The 26,050-nt window shown below is 31.1% G+C and carries 25 protein-coding genes; 4 read left to right on the top strand and 21 right to left on the bottom strand.

The window, feature by feature from the left end; genetic code table 11:
- The first annotated feature begins 32 nt into the window (after positions 1–32).
- The 3 genes from CD129_RS02745 to CD129_RS02735 are packed head-to-tail and all read left to right on the top strand — an operon-like array spanning position 33 to position 2,465.
- Complete coding sequence (locus CD129_RS02745; RefSeq protein ID WP_115337327.1) at positions 33–668, top strand: GNAT family N-acetyltransferase; 636 nt, start codon at positions 33–35, stop codon at positions 666–668.
- 11 nt (positions 669–679) lie between these two features.
- On the top strand, positions 680–1,324 hold the full coding sequence (locus CD129_RS02740; protein WP_078357539.1) for a CBS and ACT domain-containing protein: 645 nt from the start codon (positions 680–682) through the stop codon (positions 1,322–1,324).
- Positions 1,317–2,465, top strand: coding sequence for an acetoin utilization protein AcuC (locus CD129_RS02735; RefSeq protein ID WP_115337326.1), 1,149 nt, complete (start codon positions 1,317–1,319; stop codon positions 2,463–2,465). The genes CD129_RS02740 and CD129_RS02735 overlap by 8 nt, the downstream gene beginning before the upstream one ends.
- Before the next feature lie 464 nt (positions 2,466–2,929).
- Here CD129_RS02735 and ccpA read toward each other — a convergent pair whose 3' ends face one another.
- From ccpA to CD129_RS02665, 14 genes are all read right to left on the bottom strand, one after another.
- Entirely contained in the window at positions 2,930–3,919 is a 990-nt protein-coding gene (gene ccpA / locus CD129_RS02730; protein ID WP_115337325.1) for a catabolite control protein A, read from the bottom strand.
- A 277-nt stretch (positions 3,920–4,196) separates the two neighbouring features.
- Positions 4,197–5,276 (bottom strand): bifunctional 3-deoxy-7-phosphoheptulonate synthase/chorismate mutase, encoded by a 1,080-nt coding sequence (locus tag CD129_RS02725; RefSeq protein WP_115337324.1) that lies wholly within the window; start codon positions 5,274–5,276, stop codon positions 4,197–4,199.
- Positions 5,277–5,530: 254 nt separating this feature from the next.
- Positions 5,531–6,160 (bottom strand): YtxH domain-containing protein, encoded by a 630-nt coding sequence (locus CD129_RS02720; protein ID WP_115337323.1) that lies wholly within the window; start codon positions 6,158–6,160, stop codon positions 5,531–5,533.
- Positions 6,161–6,224: 64 nt separating this feature from the next.
- Entirely contained in the window at positions 6,225–6,779 is a 555-nt protein-coding gene (locus CD129_RS02715) for a DUF948 domain-containing protein (RefSeq protein WP_078357544.1), read from the bottom strand.
- A 92-nt stretch (positions 6,780–6,871) separates the two neighbouring features.
- On the bottom strand, positions 6,872–8,179 hold the full coding sequence (gene murC / locus CD129_RS02710) for a UDP-N-acetylmuramate--L-alanine ligase (RefSeq protein WP_115337322.1): 1,308 nt from the start codon (positions 8,177–8,179) through the stop codon (positions 6,872–6,874).
- A 22-nt stretch (positions 8,180–8,201) separates the two neighbouring features.
- Positions 8,202–11,414, bottom strand: a complete 3,213-nt coding sequence (locus CD129_RS02705; RefSeq protein ID WP_338121200.1) for a DNA translocase FtsK — start codon at positions 11,412–11,414, stop codon at positions 8,202–8,204.
- A complete protein-coding gene (gene ytpR, locus CD129_RS02700) occupies positions 11,398–12,003 on the bottom strand; it encodes a YtpR family tRNA-binding protein (protein ID WP_107510001.1) in 606 nt (201 codons plus the stop codon). The genes CD129_RS02705 and ytpR overlap by 17 nt, the downstream gene beginning before the upstream one ends.
- Before the next feature lie 12 nt (positions 12,004–12,015).
- Positions 12,016–12,894 carry a DUF1444 domain-containing protein gene (locus CD129_RS02695; protein WP_078357547.1) on the bottom strand — a complete coding sequence of 293 codons (879 nt, stop codon included), beginning with the start codon at positions 12,892–12,894 and terminating at the stop codon, positions 12,016–12,018.
- Between the two features lie 155 nt (positions 12,895–13,049).
- On the bottom strand, positions 13,050–13,364 hold the full coding sequence (locus CD129_RS02690; RefSeq protein ID WP_078357548.1) for a thioredoxin family protein: 315 nt from the start codon (positions 13,362–13,364) through the stop codon (positions 13,050–13,052).
- Complete coding sequence (locus CD129_RS02685; RefSeq protein ID WP_115337320.1) at positions 13,361–14,377, bottom strand: PTS sugar transporter subunit IIC; 1,017 nt, start codon at positions 14,375–14,377, stop codon at positions 13,361–13,363. The genes CD129_RS02690 and CD129_RS02685 overlap by 4 nt, the downstream gene beginning before the upstream one ends.
- An 82-nt stretch (positions 14,378–14,459) precedes the next feature.
- Positions 14,460–15,188, bottom strand: coding sequence for an amino acid ABC transporter ATP-binding protein (locus CD129_RS02680; protein ID WP_078357550.1), 729 nt, complete (start codon positions 15,186–15,188; stop codon positions 14,460–14,462).
- The gene (locus tag CD129_RS02675; RefSeq protein ID WP_115337319.1) at positions 15,185–15,904 is read right to left on the bottom strand and encodes an amino acid ABC transporter permease; all 720 of its coding nucleotides are present in this window, start codon (positions 15,902–15,904) and stop codon (positions 15,185–15,187) included. The genes CD129_RS02680 and CD129_RS02675 overlap by 4 nt, the downstream gene beginning before the upstream one ends.
- The gene (locus tag CD129_RS02670; protein WP_078357552.1) at positions 15,885–16,667 is read right to left on the bottom strand and encodes an amino acid ABC transporter substrate-binding protein; all 783 of its coding nucleotides are present in this window, start codon (positions 16,665–16,667) and stop codon (positions 15,885–15,887) included. Before CD129_RS02670 ends, CD129_RS02675 begins: the two co-directional genes overlap by 20 nt.
- Before the next feature lie 87 nt (positions 16,668–16,754).
- Positions 16,755–17,831, bottom strand: coding sequence for a M42 family metallopeptidase (locus CD129_RS02665; protein ID WP_078357553.1), 1,077 nt, complete (start codon positions 17,829–17,831; stop codon positions 16,755–16,757).
- An 80-nt stretch (positions 17,832–17,911) separates the two neighbouring features.
- On the opposite strand from CD129_RS02665, the gene CD129_RS02660 reads away from it, so the two are divergent.
- Positions 17,912–18,226: a hypothetical protein gene (locus CD129_RS02660; RefSeq protein ID WP_078357554.1), complete on the top strand. Its 315-nt coding sequence runs from the start codon at positions 17,912–17,914 to the stop codon at positions 18,224–18,226.
- 144 nt (positions 18,227–18,370) lie between these two features.
- Here the strand turns inward: CD129_RS02660 and CD129_RS02655 are convergent, their stop codons facing one another.
- The 7 genes from CD129_RS02655 to pepV form a co-directional block, all read right to left on the bottom strand.
- Positions 18,371–19,567 (bottom strand): MalY/PatB family protein, encoded by a 1,197-nt coding sequence (locus CD129_RS02655; protein WP_115337318.1) that lies wholly within the window; start codon positions 19,565–19,567, stop codon positions 18,371–18,373.
- Complete coding sequence (locus CD129_RS02650) at positions 19,557–20,399, bottom strand: YtnP family quorum-quenching lactonase (protein ID WP_239710308.1); 843 nt, start codon at positions 20,397–20,399, stop codon at positions 19,557–19,559. The genes CD129_RS02655 and CD129_RS02650 overlap by 11 nt, the downstream gene beginning before the upstream one ends.
- Before the next feature lie 306 nt (positions 20,400–20,705).
- Positions 20,706–21,593 (bottom strand): nuclease-related domain-containing protein, encoded by an 888-nt coding sequence (locus CD129_RS02645; protein WP_115337317.1) that lies wholly within the window; start codon positions 21,591–21,593, stop codon positions 20,706–20,708.
- Positions 21,594–21,690: 97 nt separating this feature from the next.
- Entirely contained in the window at positions 21,691–22,326 is a 636-nt protein-coding gene (trmB, locus tag CD129_RS02640; protein WP_078357557.1) for a tRNA (guanosine(46)-N7)-methyltransferase TrmB, read from the bottom strand.
- 13 nt (positions 22,327–22,339) lie between these two features.
- On the bottom strand, positions 22,340–23,131 hold the full coding sequence (locus tag CD129_RS02635; protein WP_078357558.1) for a phosphotransferase family protein: 792 nt from the start codon (positions 23,129–23,131) through the stop codon (positions 22,340–22,342).
- Between the two features lie 257 nt (positions 23,132–23,388).
- A complete protein-coding gene (dat, locus tag CD129_RS02630) occupies positions 23,389–24,237 on the bottom strand; it encodes a D-amino-acid transaminase (RefSeq protein WP_115337316.1) in 849 nt (282 codons plus the stop codon).
- Complete coding sequence (gene pepV, locus CD129_RS02625; RefSeq protein ID WP_115337315.1) at positions 24,237–25,652, bottom strand: dipeptidase PepV; 1,416 nt, start codon at positions 25,650–25,652, stop codon at positions 24,237–24,239. The genes dat and pepV overlap by 1 nt, the downstream gene beginning before the upstream one ends.
- Between the last annotated feature and the right edge of the window lie 398 nt (positions 25,653–26,050).

The following is a 26,050-nucleotide window of genomic DNA, read 5'->3' as shown; positions in this document are numbered from 1 at the left end:
GAATATCATATTTATAGAAAGGAGGTACAAAATTGGAACACTTAAAAACTTTTTTATCTGATACTGTTACATATAATAAAGATATTAATATCATAATTGAAGGTCCAGTAAATTCAGATGAATTAATGAAAATGACTTTCGACGAAGGTTTAAATAGTTTCAGAGTTCCTAAAGAACAATTTGAAGCTATTATTGAAATTGCCGAACTACCTGAAGGAAGAATCATCATTGCACGCATAGATCAACATATTATTGGCTATACTACCTATCTTTATCCAGACCCACTTGAGCGATGGTCTGATGGCAATCTCCCCTATATTTTAGAGCTTGGTGCAATAGAACTTTCTTTAAAATATCGAAAGTATGGCTTAGGTAAAAAAATGTTGAAGTTAGCGATGAAAGCTCCGGAGATGGAAGATTTCATTGTTATAACAACTGAATATTATTGGCATTGGGATTTGAAAAATAGTGGTTTAGATGTGTACCAATATCAAAAAATTATGCATAAAATGATGGCTGAAGGTGGTTTAGAAGTATTTGCTACAGATGACCCAGAAATTATAAGTCATCCTGCTAATAGTTTAATGGCTAGAATTGGTAAAAATATTAAACAAGAACAAATGGAAGCATTTGATCAATTAAGATTTATGAATAGATTTTTCTTTTAGGAGGTAAAATTATGTTAGTTGAAAAAATTATGACATCACCTTGTACGACTATTCAAAGCGATAAATCCATTGAAGATGCATTAGTTTTAATGACACAAAAAGAAATTAGACACTTACCTATTGTTGATGAAGATAACCAGCTGCTCGGTATCATTTCTGATAGAGATATAAAAATGGCATTACCCAGTATATTATCAGATGATGAGCCGAACAAAAGCTTATCTTTATCTGTTTCAAAAATAATGAGACGCAATGTCATACGCTGTCACCCATTAGATTTCGTAGAAGATATTGCACTTGATTTCTATGAAATGTCTATAGGTTCAATTCCTGTTATAAGAGACAATAAAGTAATAGGCATTGTAACTCAAAAAGATATGCTCAACACATTTTTAGAACTAACTGGTGTCACAATGCCAGGTTCAATCATTGAAGTATATATTGACGATAAAGTTGGTGCGCTTCATGATATAACACATATATTCAAACAACAAAATATCGATATTTTAAATGTCCTTGCTTATGCTGATCAACAAAATGTTAATAAGAGATATCTTATGTTACGAGTAAAATCAATGAATCCCGAAAAAATATATAAACTATTAGAAGAACAAGGTTATCATGTCATCTATCCTTTTGGTATAAAAAATGACTAAAGTTAAATATGTTTATTCGGAAGATTTATTGAAATATCGGTTCTCTGATAGTCATCCATTTAATCAAATGCGTTTAAAATTAACAACCGACCTTCTCATTGATTTAGGCGTGTTAACTTCTGAACACATTATAGCTCCAAGAGTGGCGACAGATGAAGAACTTGAACTCGTACATGAAGTTAATTATATAGAAGCAATTAAAAAGGCAGGCAAAGGTGAATTACCGATAGATGAATATGACAAATATGGTTTAAATAGCGAAGATACACCTCAATTTGTAAATATGCATGAAAATAGCGCAAAAGTTGTTGGCGGAACGCTTACTGCTGTAGATGCTGTCATGAATGGAGAAGCTACGAAAGCTTGTCATTTAGGTGGTGGCTTACATCATGGATTTAAAGGAAAAGCAAGTGGCTTTTGTATATACAATGACAGTGCAGTAGCCATTCAGTATATGCAATCTAAGTATAAGCAACGTGTTTTGTATATTGATACTGATGCACATCATGGAGATGGCGTACAATGGTCTTTCTATACGAATGAAGATGTTATGAACTATTCCATACATGAAACAGGAAGATATTTATTTCCAGGTACTGGCGCATTAACTGAGCGTGGGGATGGTAAAGGATTCGGTACTACTGTCAACGTCCCTCTGGATGCATATACTGAAGATGATTCTTATATAGATGTTTTTAAGGATACAATTGAGGCAGTTTGTGAATCTTATAAACCAGATGTTATTTTAAGTGTAAATGGCGTAGATATTCATTACTTAGATCCACTCACACATTTGAGTTGTACTTTAGATACTTTATATAAAATACCTTATATCGTTAAGAATTTAGCTGATAAATATTGCGATGGAAAAGTAATCATGATTGGTGGAGGTGGCTATAATATTTGGCGAGTTGTACCAAGAGCTTGGTCACATGTTTGGTTTGCATTAAATGATTTACAAACACCAAACACACCAATACCTCAAACTTGGATTGAAAAATATCAAGAACACGCTCCATTTCCACTAGCAACATCATGGATAGATGAAAAAGAAGGCTATATGGAAATACCAAGAAAAAAGGAAATATCCGAAAAAAATAACAATACTAAAATGAGAATATTAGATTGGTTTAAAATGTAAAAAGAGCAGAAATTCATTGTAACATTGAATTTCTGCTCTTATTTTTATAAAGGTTAGTTGCACTTCTACTGACTTGTGTGAATATAGGTACTCTTAGTTACACTTCTACTGACTTGTGTGAATATAGATACACTTAGTTACACTTCTACCGACTTGTGTGAATATGGGTGACCTTAGTTACACTTCTCTCGACTTGTGTAAATATAGATACTCTTAGTTACACTTCTCTCGACTTATGTAAATATAGATACTCTTGCTTACACTTCTTTCCACTTGTGTGAATATAGATACACTTAGTTACACTTCTACCGACTTGTGTGAATATAGTTACCCTTGCTTACACTTCTACTGACTTGTGTGAATATGGGTGTCCTTATTCACACTTCTAACGACTTGTGTGAATATGGGTGCCCTATGAATAAGAGGCTGAGACAAATTAATTTGTCTCAGCCTCTTATATAAATTTATTTAGTAGTTCCTCTATATTCTACTCTATAAGGTAAAATAACATTAGGTTCATCAATTTGTTCGTCATTCATATATTTAGTCAATAATCTCATACCAACTGCACCAATATCATATAAAGGTTGAGTTACGCTAGATAATTGTGGTCTTACCATATGAACTAATCTCGTATTGTTAAAGCTTACAACTTGTAAATCCTCAGGAATTTTAACGCCAGCATCTTGAGCAGCATGGACAATACCAATAGCTTGCTCATCACTTATACATAAAATTACATCTGGATTTTCTTTTGAAATAGCTTCATAAGCACGACTTCCATCTTTATATGTTTCAATGCCTACAAATTTAGCATTATCTTCAATTTGAAGATTAGCATCTTGAAGTGCTAATTCTAATCCTTTAAAAGCATCATCTTGTGCTTTTTCAGAATAGCCTCCACCTACAAATGCGAACTTCTTAGCACCTTTAGTGATAAGTGTTTCAGCAATTTGTTTACTAGCTTCTGTATAGTTGATATTAACTGAAGCAAGCTTTGAATCTTTATCATTTGTACCTGATACTACTACAGGAACAGATGATTTATCAATAAGTTCAACAGTTTCATCAGTTAACGTACCACCAAGGAAAATAATACCATCAACTTGTTTACTCAATAAGTTGTTAAATATTTCTTGTTCTTTTTCACTATCATTATCAGAATTAGAAATAATTGTATGATATTTATACATAGTAGCAATATCTTCTAAACCTCGAGCTAACTCAGAATAATATACATTCGAAATGTCGGGAATAATTACGCCTACCGTTGTCGTTTTCTTACTTGCTAATCCTCGTGCAACTGCATTAGGTCGATAATTTAATCTTTTAATTACTTCATTTACTTTGTCACGTGTTGATGGTTTAACATTTTGGTTACCATTTACAACTCGTGAAACTGTTGCCATAGATACTTTAGCTTCTCTCGCAACATCATATATTGTTACAGTCATAATATCCTCCTATCTTTGAAAACGTTTTCTAGTACATTCTAGCACGTTTTCATAATGTTTTCAAAATATATGAAAGCGAACTCACAATTACCAATTATAAAAGATTATAACAGTGTTGTCGATATAATTGCTCCAATAAAATCTCTTAAAGTGTAAATTGTTCATTCTTTTTCAGAAAACGAATGAACATATGACATAAATACAAAAACTCTCCCAACCCAAAGTGTTATCTTTCGGATTGGAAGAGTTTATTGAGAATAGAAATACTATCTCACATTTATTTTTCGTATAATTTTGCTGCTTGAACGATTTCTTTATGGAATGAATCAAATTCATTTAAGTCCATTTGTTGTCCTGCATCACTTAATGCTACTGATGGATCAGGATGAACTTCTGCCATAACACCATCTGCTCCAACTGCTAAAGCTGCTTTAGCACAAGGTAGCATAATATCTTTACGACCTGTACTGTGCGTTACATCTACCATTACAGGTAAGTGTGTGCCTTGTTTTAAAATTGGAACTGCTGAAATATCTAATGTATTTCTTGTAGCTTTTTCATATGTTCTAATACCTCTTTCACAAAGAATAATATTACTATTACCTTGAGAATGAATGTACTCTGCTGCATAGATGAATTCTTCAATTGTAGCTGATAATCCACGTTTTAATAAAATTGGCTTATTCGTTTGACCAGCTTCTTTTAATAATTCAAAGTTTTGCATGTTTCTTGCACCGATTTGGAATACGTCTAAGTATTCATCAGCCATTTCAAAGTGAGATGGATTAACGATTTCACTTACAACATTTAAACCGTATTTATCTTTAGTATTTTTAAGAATTTTTAATCCTTCTTCACCTAAACCTTGGAAATCATATGGAGAAGTACGAGGTTTAAATGCGCCACCTCTGATGAATTTCTCTCCTCTATCTGCTAAGTCTTTAGCAACTGTGTCAACTTGTTCTTGTGATTCTACTGAACAAGGACCAAATACGAATGATTTTTTATTATTACCGATAATAGCTCCATTATCGAATTGTACAATTGTATCTTCTGGTTTCAACTTACGAGAAACATATAAATGTTTTTCATTTTCTGATTTTTGTAAGTCTGTTGATGCTTTAAAGATTTCTTTAAATAATTGCTTAATAGTATTGTCGTTATATGGTCCTTCATTGTTATCAATTAAATGATTCAACATTTCTTTTTCACGTTGTGGATCATATACTTGAGTACCTTGTTTACGTTTTTCTTCACCTATTTTTTTAGCTATAGTACCACGCTCTTGTAGTAAAGCTAATATTTCATCATTAATACCTTCAATTCTTTCTCTTAAACTTTCTAATTCATTTGACATCCTATTCACCTCGTGTAAACAATTTAACTCACATACTTTAAAGCGATAAAATATATAAGTAATTAGATGTTAGTATAACAATTTAAAAGCGCCTATTCAACCCTAACATTTCATTTTTTAAAAATTTCTTATTATTCAAACTATTATACTATACTTTAAGTTATATAAAAAGGAGCAGAACAGTCCAAAATAATGATTAAAGGCTAGGACAATTAATTTGTCCCAGCCTTCTAAATGTTAGTATTTACTAACTATTATTTTTTATCGAAAGATTTTTTCTCTACAACTGTTTTTGGTCCTTTTAAATCTTCATCTTCTACTTCTGATTTAATAGCACCTTTTTGAGCTTTTAATTCTTCGTTAGCAACATCATCAGCTGTTACAACGCCTTTATTAGCTTTTTTCTCAGCTTGTTTTGATTTAACTTCGTCAGCTTTTTTCTTAGCTTCAGTTTTCTTTTCTTCAGCTTGAGTTTTAACTTCTTCAGCTTTTTGGTTTGCTTGTACTTTCTTTTCTTCAGCTTGAGTTTTAACTTCTTCAGCTTTTTGGTTTGCTTGTACTTTCTTTTCTTCAACTTTTTCTTTTACTTCGACTTTTTTATCTTCAGCTTGTGTACGAATCTCTTCAGCTTTAGATTGTGCTTGTTCTTTCAAGCCATCAGTTTTTGTTTTTACGTCATCTAAAATTTTATTAGACTTTTCACTTAAGTCTCCTTGTAACTCTTTACCTGGTTTAGGTGCAAGTAGTAAACCTACAATTCCACCTACAACTGTACCCAATACTACTCCAAATACAAAGTCTCTACCGTTTGTATTTTTTTCGTATTCTGCTTCATACGTTTCTAAACCATGTGTATATAGATCTCTATTATATTTATTTTCCATTTCTATTTCCTCCTAATTAAATTAAAGAAATGCACTTATAATCTAGATTATAAGTGCATTTAGTTTATTTTTTTAAACCTGCACCAATTTTATCTTCATCCAAGTTATCGCCTTGTGTTGTTTTTTCATTGTAGTTTTTTGGTACTTGCGTTTCAAAATCATTAGAAGAATTTATATCGCTTTTATATGATGATACATTACTTCTACGATCTCTTCTTAATTGCCATTTATCTGCAACTTCCATTGCAACATTTGACCATTGAATTACTTGAGAAATTTTATCTTCATTTTGTGAGATATTGTGAGTAATTGAATTAGTCACTCTATCAACTGAAGTGTTAAGTGTTTGAACTGAATCACCAACACCTTTTACAGCATCTACAACAGAATTCAAACGTAATGATTTATCTTGAATATCTTCTGTTAAGCGATTTGCTTTATGAAGTAAATCTGTAGATTCACGTGTAATACCTTGTATTTGGCCTTGAATGCCATCTAGTGTTTCGTTAATACCTTTAACTGTTTTTAATAGTTGCATTAAGAATAGTGCTAAAACAACACATATTACTAAAAATGCAACAGCAGCAATAATTCCTGCTATTGGTAATATCCAATCCATACTGAACGCCTCCTAATAATTATAAAACTAAATCTTTAATTGATATACTAATATTTAATACCCTGACTCAATAAATAATAAACATATCAATTTTAAACTTCTAACGTAGAAACATAAGCTTTTTGAATTTTTTGAATGTCTCCAGCGCCCATAAATAGTATAACACCATTAGTATGTTTTTGTAGTTGTGAAACTGTATCTTCATTAATTAAATCTGAGTTTGGAATTAAAGCTTTTAAATCATGAATTGTTAACTCACCTTGTTGTTCTCTAATTGATCCAAAAATATCACATAAATATACTTTATCTGCTCGGTTTAAACTTTCAGCAAATTCATTTAAAAATGTTTCAGTTCGAGAAAAAGTATGAGGTTGAAATACTGCTACAACTTCGTTTTCTGGATATTTTTTTCTAGCTGATTCAATTGTAGCGTTAATTTCTCTAGGATGATGTGCATAGTCATCTATTAAAATTTGGTTATCATAAAAGCTTTCACTAAATCTTCTTTTTACGCCGCCAAATGTTAACAGAGCTTCTTTAATATTTGCAATATCTAATTTTTCTAAATGACAAACTGCTATTACTGCTAATGCATTAAGAACATGATGGTCTCCATACATTGGTGTAGTAAAAGTACCGATTAGTTCATTTTTAGTTTTGAAATAGACATCAAATGTTGTGCCCTTAGTTGATGTATGAATATTTTTAGCAAAAACATCATTATCTTCTTCAAATCCATAGTAATAGATAGGAACGTCTGCTTCAATCTTTCTCAGCTCACTATCATGCCCCCATGCTACAATACCTTTTTTTACATTTTTAGCCATCTCTTGGAAAGCATTTGTAACATCTTGTAAGTCTTTAAAATAATCAGGGTGATCGAAATCAATATTTGTCATGATTGCATAGTCAGGATAGTAACTTAAGAAATGTCTTCTATACTCACATGCTTCAAATGCAAAGTAAGAACTATCAGGCATACCCATTCCAGTACCATCACCAATTAGAAATGAAGTCTTTTGATCACCATTCATAACATGTGATAATAACCCTGTCGTTGATGTCTTACCATGTGCACCCGTAACAGCTACAGAAGTATATTGAGACATAAAATCACCAAGGAAGATATGATAACGTTTAACTTCTAATCCTAATTCATACGCTCTTGCAATTTCAGGGTGCGAATCCGGAAATGCATTACCTGCAATTATTGTCATACCTTCTTTAATATTTTCAACATCAAAAGGTAGTATTTTTATCCCTTTATTTTTCAAAGCTATTTCTGTAAACACTGTATTTTCTATATCAGAACCTTGAACGTTATGTCCCATATCATGCATAATTTGTGCAAGTGAACTCATACCCGCCCCTTTTATTCCAACAAAATGAAATAATGTCATTTCATGTCACTCCTTCTAGTACTTAATTGTTAGTTTCTTTTTCTTCTAGCATATCTTTAGTAATTAAAACATCTCTTGGTTTGGAGCCATTAGAACCAGATATAAATCCTCTTTCCTCTAAATTATCAATCATTCGAGCAGCTCTATTGTAACCAATTTGGAAATGTCTTTGTATCAGTGAAGTTGAAATATGACCTTCTTTCACCATAAAATCACAAACATCATTAAACAAAGCATCTTTAGGTTGTTCATTAACTTTTTTCAACAATGTTTCTTCTTTGAATAGATAGTTAGGTTTCATTTGATTACTTACATTTGAAACTGTTTCATCAATTTCATCATCTGATACAAATGCACCTTGAACTCTTATTGGTTTATTCATACCATTACCAAGATACAACATATCACCATTACCAAGTAATTTTTCTGCTCCACCAACATCAAGAATAGTTCTAGAGTCAATCGAAGAAGATACCATAAATGAGATTCTAGTTGGAACATTTGCTTTAATTAAACCTGTAATTACGTTAACTGAAGGTCTTTGAGTAGCAAGTATCATATGTATACCACAAGCTCTAGCCTTCTGTGCAATTCTGGCAATAGATTGCTCCACTTCTTGTGGAGACATCATCATTAAATCAGCTAATTCATCTATAACTATAATGATTTTCGCCATTCTTTGCTCGTAATTTGCTTTTTTATTAAAAGCAGTAATATTTCTCACATGTAATTCTGCAAAACGTTTATATCTTCTTTCCATCTCTTCAACAGCCCATTTTAAGCTAGCTGTTGCAGCTTTCACATCAGTTATGACTGGTGCTACGAGATGAGGTAAATTGTTATAAGGTGCAAGTTCAACCATCTTAGGATCAATAAGTAATAATTTTAATTCATCCGGATGATTCTTATACAATAGACTCGTCAATATTGCATTAATACATACAGATTTACCAGAACCTGTTGCACCAGCAATAAGTGCATGTGGAGTCTTAGAAATATCCATTAATAACGGTTCATTATTAATCTTAAATCCCATAGCAACTGTCAACTTACTTTCCGCTTGTTGAAATGCTTTAGAGGTAATCATCTGTCCTAAAGGTATTTTTTTTGGACTTTGATTTGGCACTTCTATTCCAACTAAACTTGTACCAGGTATTGGTGCTTCGATTCTAATATCTTTAGCTGCTAATGCCATTTTTATATCGTCTTGTAGTGCTGTAATTCTTGAAACTTTCACACCTTTTTCAACTGATAATTCAAATCTTGTAACTGTTGGACCTTGAATCATATTTACGACATGAGCTGGAACATTAAAATGATAAAATGCTTCATCTAATTCTTTTTTCTTGTCTTCTAGCCATTCGCTATTATCCTCTTTTTCTACTACATCATCTAAGATTGATACTGGAGGTAGTACAAATAAAGGACCTTTACGTTTTGTAGCTTGTTCAGATTCATTATTTTCTTTATTCTCTTGAACAACTTGTGAATTTGATTCATTATTTTCTTTACGCTTTATATCATTTTTGAATGTTTGGTGTTTTCGTTTATCTGAAGGCGTCATCAAGACATTAAACGGTGACGATTTTCTTGTTGGATTTGGTTTAAGTACTGGTTCATAAGTTTGTTTTTCTTCTGACTTTTCAACTTCATCAAATTGAACATTACTTTCATGTTGATCATCAATATCTTGAGTATTCTGTGCTTCTTCATCTTGAGGTGATTCCAGTAATGTCTCATCTACTAATCCAAACGCTTCTTCAGATGAAGGTTCACTATCTTCTACTACATCGAAGTCTTCAAAGCTTATATCATCTTCTACAAAATGATTTGATTCTTCTATGATTTCTGAATGTGCTTCTTCTATATGATTATTTAATGCTTCAGTATCATTTTCTTCTACTGGATTAATTACTTCATGTTCCTGGTCTATTTGTTCTTCAAACTGTTCATCTTCAGAACTTTGTTCAGACATCTCATGATGAGATTGTTCAGAAACATCACTTTCTTCTACTTCTTCTACTTCCTCAAAAGTAGCATTTTCTTCATTTTCAAATACTTGGTCATGAACAAGTTCATCTTCATATGGTTCTGACATATCTTGTCCAATGTCTTGTTCATCACTGTTGTATGATTCTTCATCAAAATCTAAATCAATTTCTTTAAATTCATATGTAGTAAGGTCATTTACATCTGGTTGTAATGACATTTTGATTTCATCATCAGTAGATTCACTTTGATTGAGTTCGCTCGTATTATCTTTATCAACATCTTCATTATTAGAGTTATCGTTTGGATTATTCTTAATATATGAAGCTTGTTGTTTAAAGAAATAATCTTGATTTTTAACTTGCGATTTTTCTTCTTCAGATTCTAGATTTTTTAACTCTTGTTCTCTTTTTTCTCTTAATGCTTTTTCAAATTGTTTTTTCTTTTGAAGTTTCTTTTCACGTTCTTTTCTAATTTCAGAAACAATTTGAGATGCATATATATTCTCAATATTAATTGTGTTATCTGTCTGTGAATAAGTAGGTACATCTTGAATGATTTCACCATTTTGGTCTTTTTGAATGTTTTCATTCTTAGTGTTGTCAGTATCCTTATTTTTAAGATCATTTAAATAATCTGATGTGCTATGATCTTTTAACCCACTATTAGGGACATCTTTTTGTTTGCGCATGCCAAAAATAGCTGAAGGAACTTCAGATGCCTTAAATTTCGGTTGGTGTAAAGAATTCAATCTTTCCTGAAATTTTGTATCTTCATTATACTTTTCAGCTTTTTTATTTCGATTTGATGTTTTATTATTTTTTTCATTTTTGTCATTTTTATAATTATTTACATCTTTGTTATGTGTTCTAGATGCATTATTAAATGATTGTTGAGTACTATTTTGATTTCTTCTGCGTCTTCTTCTATTTGTAGGGAATGAAGCTTCATTTTCATCATAAAACCTATTGTCATGATTATGTTCTTTCGGTTTATAATCAGGTTCATTTTCTGATTGATTATATTGCCCCAAGTTATCGTCAGACGGTTCTTCATATTCCATTTGAATAGGAAATCTAAATTTCCCTTTAGGTCTTCTGTATATTTCTTCGTTAGTTGAATCATCTTCTGGATGGTAATCGGAAGATATTTGTTCTTTTTTTTCTTTTTCGTTATTTTGATTACTTTTAGATTGTCCGAATATATCATCAAACCAACTCATAGGTTCACTACCTTTCGTCTTCAAAAAATGGTGTTCCCACAGTATAACTATCATCCAATACCATTATACCTTTTTCTTTTGGAGCACCTTCCAAATCAAGTTCTTTCATTGAACATATCATGCCAGTAGAAGGTACACCTCTTAATTCTGCATCTTTAATAAGCATTCCACTAGGCATAACTGCCCCTACTTTAGCTACAACTACTTTTTGTCCTTGGTCAATATTTGGTGCGCCACATACAATTTGCAATGTGCCATTATCAACATCAACTTGGCATACTGATAGTTTGTCAGCATCTGGATGTTTAGTCTTTTCTGTTACATATCCAACTACAAATTTAGGTGATAAATCAACTTCTAGTTTATAGTTAATATTATTTTTTTCTAATAAATCTTGTATGCTACTAATATGTTTTTCTTGAATTTTAATATTTCCACTACCTTCTAACTGAACATATTTAGAAGCATTAAATATATTAAATCCTACAATATTACTTTCACTTTTAATAATTGTTATATCATTTTGATATGCATATTCTAAATTTTCAGTTGCAGGATCTATTGTGACCATTAGAACATCTCCAACGCCATTTTTGTTATAAAATAAATTCATTTTCTTAACTCCTTAAAGTCTTTTTTGATTGTTTTTCATATTTTTAAATTTTTCTCTGTTTTTTTCAAGTCTTTCTATGACTTCTTGATTTCTCTTACGTGAATGATTTTTACCTAAAATAAAGATTGGTTCTAAAGGCTTTTCTGGTGTATAAGAGAAAGATAATGAAGTTATTGGAACAAGGCCATTTTGGAAAAATTGCATCGTCATTTGAGCAACAACATCATAACCAATTTCATTCTTAATATCACAAATAACTAATACGTCTTGATGAGGCGTAGCTAATAACATTTCCCCTTCAATATTTTTATAAACATCTTTTAAAAATGTTTGATTTAATATTCTAGAAGCATCATAGCCGTCGTTAGTATTTACAAAATAGAATGTATTACCTTGAACTTCATCTGATTTATAAGTTGTTTTTTTCTTTTTGATGTTAAATAATGCTTGTTCTTTAATCTGTTCTTTAGTTAATTTAAGCTCTTCTAACATAGATTCATCAATTAAACGATAAGTATTACCTAAATCTAAAGCATAATAAACATTTGTCTCAGCAGTATGTTCATCAATTAAAAATGGTATACCTTCTTTCGTTTCTTTATGGAAACTTGTAGACCTAATAACTGGTAATATCTCTATTTTATTAATTTCTTTAGTAGATTCATCTTGCATTGCATTTATTGTCTCTGTTACGTAATAAACAATTTCATCAATTGTTTTATCACCTTTATCTTTATACTTAGCAATAATTGGAGCTAATTTAACAGAGAGCCCTTTTTTGTTATCAGTTCTTTCTATTCTTAAACTTTCATCTTCTCTATCAAACTTGAAATTTGCATCTAATGATTTCAAGCGATCTTTTAATAAATCTCTCATTTGAAAGACATTCATTCTAAACACTCCTATTTTTATACCTCTATATAGTTTACAACAAATTACCACTATGTAACAGTGATAAACATATATAAATCAACTTAAATAAAATAAAAAAGCAGGTAATTCGAAAATTAAAGAAACTTTTTTCGACCTGCTTTTTTTCTCTTATTCTATAAACTCAATCCATCAATAAATGAACTGATTTGTGGAATTGTTTTACGTTCTTTTCCGACGTATCTTCCCAACTCTTGTTCTTTGTCATAAGCTATAAAACTCGGAATTCCCATTACATCTACCTCTTGACATAAATCAATAAATTCATCTCTATCAACAGATACGAATTGATATTGCTTATACTTTTCTTCTAAGGCTGGTAAATCCGGATCAATAAAATGGCAATCTGGACACCAAGATGCAGTGAACATAAATATTGTTGGTTCATTAATTAATGTTTTGAATTCTTCAATTGAAGTTAATTGTTTCATTTTTTTGCACTTCCTATCATTAAAGTTTGTTGACCATCTTTAATTATATGATACTTTCTTAATATTTGATAAACAAATAAATTGATTACAGCTGGTAATAAGAAATGGAAGAATGCAATTTGTAGCCAAACCTCAGTTGAACTACCCATCGTTTTTATTGTCATTATTTGACCTACAAGCCCACTTGAACCCATACCTGCACCAGCAGCATTATTTTCCATTGGCCAAAATACAGTCATAATTGGAGCAACTATTAAACTTGCTATAACGGGTGGTATCAATATAAAAGGTTGTTTCAAGTAATTTGGAATTTGTAACTTACTAGTACCTATTCCATGTGCTATTACCCCTGAAATACCGTTATCTTTATAACTTGTAACTGCAAATCCAATCATATGGCAACAACCACCGATTGTTGCAGCAGCTGCAGCAGTACCACTTAACCCTAGCATCAAAGCTAAAGCAGCACTAGAAATTGGACTACTTAAAGTTATACCGACTAAAAAGCTTACGAACATACCCATTAATAGCGGCTGTTGTTCTGTGCTCAATTGAATCCAACTACCTAACTCTTTCATAAATGCATCTATAAATGGTGCGATAAATTTCGCAATACAAGTGCCAATAAAAAGAGTTAATATAGGTGACAAAATAATATCGATTTTTGTCTTACCAGAATAAAACCTGCCCAATTCACTTGCTACTACAGATGCCAAATAACTACCTACAGCTCCACCTTGTTCGTATCCATACATACCTGTGACTGCTGTTGTGAAAATAATAAGTGGTGATGCACCAATTCCATAACTAACTGCTACCCCTACCCCTGCACCAGTTAATGATTGTGCCAATTTTCCTATTTCTATCATAATTGATGTATCAAAATATGTATTTAAGGTTTGACCTAAAGTTTCTATAATTAGCCCAACAATTAAAGTACTAAAGAGACCTAAAGCCATGTAACTAAGGCCATCGATTATTGTTCTATTAAAAAATGATTTAACTTTCTCCATTTTTCACACTCCTTAAAGAGATTATACTATAAAAAAGCACTTGTAATTATTTAAAATCAAATAATTACAAGTGCTTTTTTTATTATACTTCTATTACATTAAGGAATTTTTTTAATGCTTCTGTTTTTGGCTGAGTAAATAACGTTTCAGGTTTACCTTCTTCACCAATTAAACCATCATTAATAAATACCATTCTATCTGAAACTTCTCTAGCAAAACGCATTTCATGAGTAACAATAACCATCGTCATACCTTCATTAGCTAAATCCTTTATGACTTTTAACACATCATTTACAAGTTCAGGATCTAATGCTGATGTAGGCTCATCAAAAAGCATTACTTTAGGGTTCATTGCTAGTGCTCTTGCAATTGCAACACGTTGTTGTTGTCCACCAGATAATGCGTGTGGTCTTTGATCTTTTACACTTTCTAATCCTACTTTTTTCAAAAGCTGTAGCGCTTCACTAAGTGCATTTTGTTTGCTCATTTTTTTAACTGTTATTAAACCTTCCATTACATTTTCAATAGCAGTCTTATGAGGGAACAAGTTATAACTTTGGAAGACCATGCCAGATTGTTTTCTAACTTTAATTTGAGATTTTTTATTCTCAGCAGTATAAGTTTCGCCATTTACAACAACTGTACCTTCTGAAGGGATTTCTAATGCATTCATCATTCGTAGTAAAGTTGTTTTACCTGATCCAGATCTACCAATTAAAGTGATAACCTCACCTTTATCTACTGAAAGATTAATGCCTTTGATGACTTCTTTGTCATTAAAAGATTTTTTTATATTTTGAAGTTCTATCATGAGCGATACCCTCTTTCAATATATGATTCATAATAAGATTGGATTACGGAAATGATGAAACAAACAACCCAATATAAAATAGCTACTAATAAATAAATAGTTAAAAATTCATAAGTAGTAGAAGCTACTTCTTGTGCTTTTCTAAACATTTCTGCAACCAATATGAAACCTAGTAATGAAGTATCTTTTATTAAACTTAAGAATGTATTACCTAAAGCTGGTACTGATACTCTAATAGCTTGAGGTAAAATAATGCGTTGCACTGTTTGTTTATAATTCATACCGATTGAATAAGCTGCTTCTGTCTGACCTTTAGGAATTGACATAATTCCACCTCTTAATATTTCAGATGCATATGCACCAACATTAAGTGAAAGACCTATTATTGCAGCTATAACCGGTGATAATGTAAGCTGATTATCCGCTTCTCCTGTTGCTAATCTGCCAATTTCGGGAATACCGTAAAAGATAATGAATAATTGAACAATCATAGGCGTTCCTCTTATGATTGATACATAAAAACGGGCAATCCCTTTAAGTACTTTGCTGCTTGAAATACGCATCAAAGCTGTTAATAAAGCCAATATCAATCCTATAATAAAAGTAGCTAAAGTTATAGGAATAGAATATTTAACTAAACCTTCTAACATCGGTAGAAAAGCTTGTTTAGCAGCATTTAAAGCATGAAGTTGTTCATCATTTAGGTTCTGAAACATTATCGCCAAACCATTTCTTACTTATTTTTTCTAATTCACCATTATCTTTTAATGTTTTCAAACCTTTATTGAATTCTTCGATTTTTTTGTCATCTTCTTTTTTACTAAATGTAAATGCTGATTGACTTTGTTCCGCATCGCCTTCAATAGCTTTGATTTTAGCATTTGGTTTTTGTTTTTTATAATCTAAATATGAAACATTATCATTAAATGTACCTTCAACACGGTTAGATTGTAATAAGTCCATAGCTTGATTAAAACCATCTACTTTAGTGATATCTGCTCCTTTAGATTGAGCAAGTTTACCATAATTTGATGTTAATGTTTGAGCTAATTTTTTACCTTTAACATCATCAAATGATTTAATATCTTTGTTCTTCTCATTTACTACTAGTACACCTTTAGAATAAGTGTATGGATCTGAGAATTTATATTTAGCTTTTCTTTCATCATTAATACCTACTTGGTTTGCAATCATATCAAAACGTCCTGCATCAAGTCCTGCAAACATTGAATCCCACTGAGTTTCTTTAAACTCAACTTTATAACCAATTTCTTTTGCTACAGCTTTAGTAACTTCAACATCATAGCCAGTTAATTTATCATTTTTATCATGAAAACTAAATGGCGCGTAAGTACCTTCAGTACCTACAACAATTTTTTTGTCGTCTTTCTTACTGCTACTTTCTTTTGAATCGTCACTATTCCCACATGCAGCTAACACTACTATTAATGCAATAATTAAAAATATACCTTTTTTCATTTATACATCCCTCTATTCTTAGTATCCTAATCGGAATAAACATAGTTTAGACTGAAATCCATGAACTGTCAATTACTAAAATCTGACTTATTTAAATTTTAAATATTCAATCTTTTCTGAACTTAAATCTAATACTAATGTTTCAAGCAATGTCTTTGCACTTAAGTAATCTCTAACATCATAAATTGCTTTACTCGTGTGGATGTACCTTGCACAAACGCCAATTACAGCAGTAGGTATACCAGTTAAAGATTTGTGAATTTCGCCACCATCTGTACCACCTGGTGATTGGAAATATTGATGATCAATTTCTTTATCTTCAACAGTCTCAATTAAATAATCTCGCATTCTTTCAGAAAGAATCATCGTACGATCAAGAATTCTAATTAATACACCCTTACCTAATGCACCTGACAAACCGATGTGACCTTTCATATCATTCGCTGGAGAACAATCTACAACTAAAGCTAAATCAGGTTGAATAAGATTTACACTTGCAGAAGCACCTCTTAATCCAACTTCTTCTTGAACGTTTGCTCCGACGTATAAATCAACATCCAATTCTTTGTCTTTTAGTAACTCTAATAGTTCTAGTCCAACAAGACATCCATATCTATTGTCCCAAGCTTTTGCTAATACTCTATTTTCTGTCAATCTTTCAAAATCAGTACGAGGAACAATCGTATCACCTATGCGAATACCCATTTCTTTTAATTGTTCTAAACTTTCTGCTCCAACATCTAATAACATGTCTTCAATAGCAACGCCTGATTCTTTACCCGTTCTAAAATGTTTAGGTATACTTCCAACTACACCATTATAATATTGACCATCACGAGTTTTTAATTGTAGTGTTTGTGATAACCAAACATCTGATGAAACGCCTCCTAGTGGTGTGAACTTTAACATACCCTCTTTTGTCATTTCAGTAACCATAAATCCGATTTCATCCATGTGAGCTGCTATTAATACTTTAGGAGCATTTTCTTTTTTAGATTTTTTGATACCATATATACTCCCCATATTATCGCCAATTATTTCATCTACAAATGGTTCCATTTTTTCTTTTAAATATTCACGTACTTCACTTTCAAATCCTGGAACGCCATGTAATTCAGTAAGTTCTTTCATTCTAGTCAATGTTTCTTGTCTAATTTGTGTCATTATGATTCTCCCTATTTAAATATTTATCTATCATACATTCTTTGTGTTAAACTAAATTTAAGAAAAAAGGAGGCATGGTCATGCAAAATAATAAGTTACGCTTTGTCATATTAATTTCTTCTATTTTTACAGGATTAGGGGTACTTGCAACTATCATTTACTTTAAGCAGTTCAAGCTCTACAATTGCGAAGAAATACTTAATCAAGTGAAAAAAGAATTTAATAATGTGGAAGCATCTTATATCTTACATATCCCAAAGACCTACCAAAAATTCGGCATTGAAACAAAAGTAGTTCATGGTGGCATTTCTATAAATAAAAATGGCAAACTTATACACTACGAATTTATTGCTGATGCTTTTAATGGCCAAGTCATTGATATTTATGAAATATAATACTATTAAATGAAACATGATGTACATAAAACTACATCATGTCAGACTCCCGTCAATGTCCTAGACTTTGACGGCATTTTTTGCGCATACTTTCCGCGGGAGTCAGCGCAAAAATACTAAATATTAAAAATATTTTATAATTTGTTAAATTTCATTATTTGATAATGCGGCAAATGACTTTTTAATAGCTTCTAAGCCAATTACCAATTTTTTCTCACTGCATGCTAAGTTCATTCTAAAGTGATGACTTTCACTTATTTCAAATGAATTACCAATTCCTGTTGCAATTTTGCCTACAGATTGTAACGCTTTTTGTACTTCACTTTCATTAAATCCACTTTTAGAAAAATCAATCCACGCCAAATAAGTAGAATCTGGCTTGATAAATGTTAGTTGTTCTGGCATTTCACTTTTAATAAAATCATCTAGTATATCCATATTTCTTTCAATATGTTGGTTTAATTGATCAACCCAATCTCCAGCTTGTGTATATGCTACTTTTACAGCTTCAACTGCAAGTGTATTGGCTGCTGCTAAACCGTAATAAGTGGCAAGCTTTCTATTAAATTGTAATGTGAAATATCTATGTTTAGTAATCATGTAACTACTCGCTAAACTCGCTAAATTAAACGTTTTTCCTAATCCAGTTACAACTAAAATTGGAGAATCTAATTTCATTTGATTCGTCATTGAATAAAATCCTTTTTCACTTCTTACAAAGTCCATATGAATTTCATCAGAAACGATAAATACATCATTTTTTTCACAAACTTCTTTCATAAATTCACATTCTTCTTTTGTCCATACTTTACCAGTAGGATTATGAGGGTTACAAAGTACTAGAACCTTCACATCATCTTGAGCCGCCATTTTCTCAAATTGTGCCTTATCTAATTCGTATCCATTTTCTGTCTTGATTAAAGGTGATTCTACTAGACGTCTATTATTTCCTTCAATTAAATTAATAAACGCATTATAAGAAGGAGTGTGTATTAATACGCCTTCACCTTCTTTTGTAAATTCACGAATTACTTCTGTAACAGTAAATAATATACTTGGCACATAATAAATATCATTTTTTTGAACATTTACTGAAAACCTAGTTTTGTACCAATGTTTAATTGCATTTAAGTATTCATCTTGTTTCCAAACTAAATATCCAAAATGGGCTTGGTCTAATTTGTTTTTTAAATGATCAATTATAAAATCAGGTGTTTTAATATCCATATCAGCTATCCAGAAAGGTTCAAGATTTTCGTAATCGTATACTTTACGTTGCCCTTCATAAGCTACCGTGTCAGTTCCTCTTCTATCAATAATTTCATCAAAATTATATTTCAACTAAATCATCCCTTTTAATGTTTTCTTTGATTCCCCTTGTTTCTTCATCAATTCGTACAGCAAAATGATCTGCATCATGATAAAACACAAACCAATAATCATTTTTAATATATTTTTGTAATAAACGTTCTTTTGCATTAATTGAATCCATTGGATAATCATCATAAGCTGTAACCCATAATGGATTTAAATGAGCAATCGTTGGCATTATATCTGCCATATGTACAGCTTTCTCACCATCACTTTCTATTTCGATGACACTATGACCAGCACTATGGCCACCAGTATGATGCATAGTAATTCCCGGTATTATTTCCATGCTATTAACGAAAGTAACTACTTGATGTTCAATACCTTTATAATTTTCTTCCCAATATGTTGATTTACTTCTAATATTAGGTGATCTTAGCTCGTTCCATTCAATTTGTGATGTATAGATTGTTGCATTTTTAAATACTGATTGACCATCTGGTGTTGTTAGTCCACACGCATGATCAAAATGCATATGTGACATAATAACAATATCTATATCATTAATAGTGATGCCAAATTGATTTAAAGAATTTTCTATATCACTTTCGTAAGTCGTTCCATAATTCCGCTTTTGTTTATCAGTTAATTTACCGTTACCTATCCCTGCATCTATGATAATATTATGTTCTTTACTCTGAACAAATATTGGATGCGTAACAAGAGGTATTTGATTGAGTTCATTAACTGGATATTTTTTTGTCCACAATGCTCTCGGCACAACACCGAACATTGCACCACCATCCATTTGAGTAATACCACCTTGTAATGGACATAATTTAAAATCACCTATATTTAACAAGATTATCCCCTCCAATCATTTATCATTATTTTATCATTAATTGATTTAATGAACATCTTTCAAGATTGGCAAGTTGTTTATGGTATTAAGCGTATTTATTAATTCAGTTGATAAGTGGAAATTGTTCTATTTATCATGTTGGCCACGTCTTGCAATATTCAACCGCTCTATTTATCATGTTGACCTCGTCTTGCAATATTTAACCGCTCTATTTATCATGTTTGCCTCGTCTTGATAAATTCATGGTCTCTATTTATCATGTTGACCTCGTCTTGATAAATTCAAGTGACCTAAGTATCACTATATTTACAATTCTTCGTTATCTAAGTAATACTTTTTGGGATTTTTATCGATAGACTTAAAATATTTTTCTACCACTCTTCTAATCGTTAGACTATTTTCTAACTGACACCACTTTTGAGCTTCATTCAATGTAAAAGGTTCTTTTTTACATATATAAAGTTCTTTCAAGTTATATAAATACAAGTTTTGTCGAGCAATTTTATAAAGACATGCTTCACATACTAAATATTTCTTATTAATTTCTAGTGTAGTTTTGTATAGTCTTTTACAACGTGGACACTTTAGTCCTTTACGTAAATGTTCAATTGGAATTTTATTGACATTATTATATATATGAGAAAAGTCACTATGATTACTTTTAAATATCTTTAATATTCGAGAATTTTCTATTGATTTATTATTTTTAAACATATATTGAAGTTTGTGTAATTCTGTAGGTAATAAAACATTGATGTTATTTGGAATATGCGTTTTTAATGTGAATTTAGGATTTGAAAATACTAGAAAAGATTTTAATTCTCTGTTTATATTGTAGTGGGTTATAACGTGGTTTAATTCATAATGTGCTCTTTTGATTTGTTGAAAAGGGGTGTAAAACATAGTTCCATATTCATTAAGCAACTGTCCTTCATGAATACTGTAATCTCCTGAATAATGTTTAACTTCTAAATGAAATATTGTATCATCAGAAATTACTAAAAAGTCTATTTGAACCCGATTCTTATAATTTAAATTGAGATTATATATGTAGTTAGACTCTTTATACTTATCTAATAAGCCTTTGATACAAACCTCTCCTTCTAAACCTCTAATATAATTTTTCGTTTCGTCATCAATTTTTTCTAAAATAATTCTATTCTGTAATGCTAATAAATATTTATGACTGTCCATTGTTGTACCTCCATATTTAATACCATTATTATATTCAACTTACTAAAAGAATAAAAGAAAAAGCTGGGACAAATTAATTTGTCCCAGCTTAATCATTTTATTTAAAGCTAGCTTCCATTCGATAAATTCTAAATCCTCTGCTTGAGAATTTATCTTCGTATTCTGTACGAATATTATCTTCTGGTTCGTCTTCATGTAAATTCAAGTTAATATAATCAAATGACATACCATATTGTGACATGCTTTCTAAACTATACTCAAATAATCCTTGATTATCAGTTTTAAAATGGATTTGACCATCTTTTTTCAAAATGTGTTGATATATATCTAGAAAGGATGAGAATGTTAATCTACGTTTTGCATGACGTGTTTTTGGCCACGGATCAGAAAAATTAAGATATACTCTAGAAACTTCATTTTCTACAAAATACTCAGTTAATAATTTTGCATCTTGATTTATTAACTTGATATTGTCTAATTCCATTTCTTTAACTTTTTCTAATACCCTTACCATAACATTTTTGTCCTTTTCAATTGCAACATAATTGATGTTAGGATTTTGTTTAGCTGTTTCAGTAATAAACCTACCCATTCCAGTACCAACCTCTATATGTATTGGTTGGTCTTTATCAAACCACTCAGCCATTTTATATTGATGGTTTAGATCTACATCTACTAAATTGGGATGATCTTTCAAAAAGTCATCAGCCCAAGGTTTATTTCGCATTCTCATTCAAAGTAGCTCCTTATATAAATACATTTCTTGTCATTACTTCATTCAAGAAGTTTAACCAATCATTCATATCATTATATCGCTTTTTCTCTTCATACCATTCTACCATAGCGATAGCTTGTATTAACGTGTACCATTTCATACGTTTTTTCAAATCATGCGTATCGTTAATACCATATTTGCTCAACCAATCTACCCAGTCATTTTCATCAACATAAGTATATAATATCATGCCAATATCAATAGCAGGATCTGCAATCATCGCACCTTCCCAATCTACAAGAAATAGTTCGTCTTGGTCAGATAATAACCAATTGTTATGATTAACATCTCCATGTATTACAGTATAAAATCTGCTATCTAATGTAGGCATATTATCTTCTAAGTAAAGCAATGCCTTTCTAACAGTCCTATTCGATAATACATGTCTAGATAAAGAACTATTGATTTTCTTAAATAATAGTTCTGGATGCATCGGTTTCATTTCCATACGTTTAAGCATATTTAATAATTGTTTAGAAGAATGTATTTTTTTAAGAAGTTTGGCAACACGGTTAGAATTCATTTCATCTTGGACTAACTCTCTACCATTTTTCCAATGCTGTGCAGTTACAACTTCTCCTGTTTCAATTCTTTTAGTCCAAACTAATTTAGGTACAATACCTTCAGCAGATAATGCTGTTAAAAAAGGACTTGAATTACGTTTTAGGAAGAGCTTGCGGCCATCTTGTTCTGCCATATATGCTTCACCAGATGCTCCACCTGCTGAGTCTAACGTCCATCCTAATTGATAAAAATGTTCCAACCTATCCACCTCACTTTCAGAAAAAGAAAAAGACTCAAGAATGTTCCTTTTCAAGAGTCATATTTTAATCTTAAAAAATTTCGTTTAATTTTTGTAGTTTTAGTGCGCTTCTTTTAAATTTTATTATCTTTTGGTTAAGATTTCAACCTCATAAATGAAAACTTTCGAGTATTTTGAACCTATTAATATACAATAAGTCTAATAAATTCAGTATTCATATGGTTTGGTCTAGATATTAAAATTACACTAAAATATTTTTAATAATTGGACTCAATATAATTATCAAATGATTTTTGTAGTTGCTTCGTAATTTGACCAACTTTACCATCCCCGATTTTACTATCATTCACTTGTACAACAGGCATAACTTCAACAGACGTACTTGAAACAATGACTTCATCTGCATTGTTTAAGAAGTCTAAATTAAATGCTTCTTCTATAAATGGAATTTCTAAGTCCTGAGCTATTTTTTTAATAACACGTCTCGTAATACCATTTAATATTAAATTATTTGCTGGATGTGTATATATTTTACCGTTTTTAATAGCATACACGTTACTTGAGCTACCTTCTGTTACAGTTTGGTCTCTGTGCATGATTGCTTCTGCAGCATCATTTTGAGTAGCTTTTTCTTTAGCTAGAACGTTACCTAATAAATTCAAACTTTTTATATCACATCTTAACCATCTAATATCATCAACAGTGATTGCTTTAACACCATTTTTTAATTCTTCATATGGTCTGTCATAGCTTTTTGAAAAAGCAGTAAATACTGGTTTTGTACTGGCATCAGGAAATGGGTGATTACGAGGTGCTACACCACGAGTAACTTGAATATATATGCCACCATTTACTACATTATTCTTTGCAGCTAACTCTTTTGTTACATCAATTAGTCCTTCTACAGTATAATCTTCTAAATTTAAACCAATTTCTTTAGCACTTCTAAACAATCTCTCATAGTGTTCATGTGCTGTGAATACTTCGCCGTCATAAATACGTATGTATTCATATATTCCATCTCCAAAATTGTATCCTCTGTCAGAAAAACTTACTTGCCCTTTAGATTCGTCAACAAATTCATCATTTATATAAATATATGTCATTACTCATCATCCTTTACACAGACATTGTATATTGCTTCTAAATAAATTGCAGTTGCATTAAATAATTGTTTTTTTGAAATGTATTCATTTTTTTGATGCATTAAATCTTCTGAGTCTTTAAACATCGCACCAAATGCTACACCTTTATCTAAGTTTCTAGCGTATGTTCCACCACCAATTGTGTATGGCTCAGATTTGTCACCAGTTTGATTTCTATAAGCTGATAATAGCTGCTCTATAAATGGATCGTTCTTATCTACATAGTGTGGTAATTGATGTTTATCCAATTCAATTTCAAAGCCTTTTTCAGTTACTTCTTCAGTAAAACGAGAAATGGATTGATCAAAATTGAAACCTTCTGGATATCTCAAATTAATTCCGAATTGACCACCATCTACATCTGTATAGCTCATAATACCCGTATTAGTTGTAACTTCTCCCATTTCTTCAGTAGCAAATTTCATACCCATTTTCTCACCTTTTGGAGAGTCGACTAAATAGTCATTAGCAAATTTAACGTATGAATTTGCATACTTATCTAAATTCAATTTATTTAAAAATTGGATAAGTAGTAACCCAGCATTTACTCCTAAAGTTGGATCCATACCATGTGCTGCTTTACCATGAACGATTAAATTTAAAAATCCTTCGTCAATCGAAGCTTCACCTTCAATTTCATGCTCACTTAAAAATGATTCAAATATTTGTACAACATTAGTCATTTGTTCTTTAATTAATAATTTTGCTTGAGCAGTGTCTGGAACCATATTAAATCTTTCACCTGAGAAGAAGGCTTTTAATTCTACTTCTGGTTCATCATTATCTTCAACATACCCTGATTGTAGAATGTTAAATGTAACAATACCTTTTTCTCCATGAATGAGTGGGAATTCGGCATCTGGTGCAAAACCTACAGAAGGCATTTCTTCAGTTTCAAAATATCTATCTGTACATTTCCAATCAGACTCTTCGTCTGTGCCCACAATAATATGTATTCTTTTCTTCCAATCAACTTTCATATCTTCTAAAATCTTTACAGCATAATATGCTGCTATAGTTGGACCTTTATCATCTAAAGTGCCACGCGCTATAATAGCATTTTCAGTTTCAACAGGTTCAAATGGATTAGAATCCCATCCAGCTCCAGCTGGTACAACATCAACATGGCAAAGAATACCTAATAAGTCCTCACCTTTACCTGCTTCGATTCTTCCGACTATATTTTCAATATCTACATAAGAGAAGCCATCTCTTTCACCAATTTGATACATATAATTCAACGCTTTTTTAGGACCAGGTCCAACCGGTGCATCATATGAACTGGCAGAATCATCTCTTACGCTTTCGATGCTTAAGAGCCCCTTTAAATCATTAATAATATCTTCTTCATATTCTTTAACTTTATTTTTCCACATCGAAAATCATCTCTTTCTTAACTTGAATAGTTATCTATATAATACATGATATTTTTGTAAATATGAAATAGAAATACTGATAAATTGCTATTTTTTTAGCTAAAAAGTTATTTCCTTATACGTACCACTATGGTCATTTATATTTTAAATTTTTTTAAAGAAATTATTTCCCATTTAAAAAGGACAGTCATTTATAAATAATTAAATATATACCGACAAAACTGTCGGTCTCAGACTGTCGACAAACTGTCTTGAATTTATCAAGACAGGTCCAACATGATAAATAGAGAGGCTGAATATTGCAAGATGAGGCTAACATGATAAATAGAGATGCTGAATATTGCAAGACGAGGCTAACATGATAAATAGACGGGCTGAATATTGCAAGACGAGGCTAA

Origin of the sequence: Mammaliicoccus fleurettii (genome assembly GCF_003970575.1) — a bacterium.
In the GTDB taxonomy this organism is placed as follows: domain Bacteria; phylum Bacillota; class Bacilli; order Staphylococcales; family Staphylococcaceae; genus Mammaliicoccus; species Mammaliicoccus fleurettii.
Note: the sequence above shows the minus strand (reverse complement) of the source record. Positions and strands in the feature narration are given on the sequence as shown.